This is a genomic window from Pseudophaeobacter profundi (genome assembly GCF_029697505.1).
Taxonomy (GTDB): domain Bacteria; phylum Pseudomonadota; class Alphaproteobacteria; order Rhodobacterales; family Rhodobacteraceae; genus Pseudophaeobacter; species Pseudophaeobacter profundi.
On sequence record NZ_JARJEF010000101.1, the window covers coordinates 1 to 389 of the forward strand.

Sequence of the window (389 nt, forward strand, 5' to 3'; positions counted from 1 at the left end):
GGAAGGAGTAAGGAGTATTTGCTTCGTGTATTCAAAGCTAGCAACTAGCACTACAACAATATGTCTTCAAGGAGATTTCATCGTGAGACCAAAACTGCCTCTTCAGAAATCTCAAGCCCCTTCCCGAGTGCCTTCCAGACAAAATTTTCAGACCTTGAGCTGGAAAAGAAGAAACGTGACGAGTACAAAGTTCAAGAGAAGGAATTAGAAGCAATCAACGCTGTGTTCAACATCTACGACATTTACGGGGAAGGCAACATTGATGGGAGCCAGGTGCCTGATGCACTTAGGGCTCTGGGACTCAACCCTACCTTAGGTCTGGTGGAGAAGCTCACTGGAAGCATCAAACCCGGAGAGCAGCAGATCACAGTTGAGGAGTTTGTTCCAAT

Annotated in this window: 1 protein-coding gene; it reads left to right on the forward strand. The window is 46.3% G+C overall.

Features of this window, described 5'->3' with window-relative positions; genetic code table 11:
- Nucleotides 1–60: 60 nt before the first annotated feature.
- The coding region (locus tag P2081_RS20430) for an EF-hand domain-containing protein (RefSeq protein ID WP_278924625.1) at nucleotides 61–389 on the forward strand (329 nt) is incomplete at its 3' end.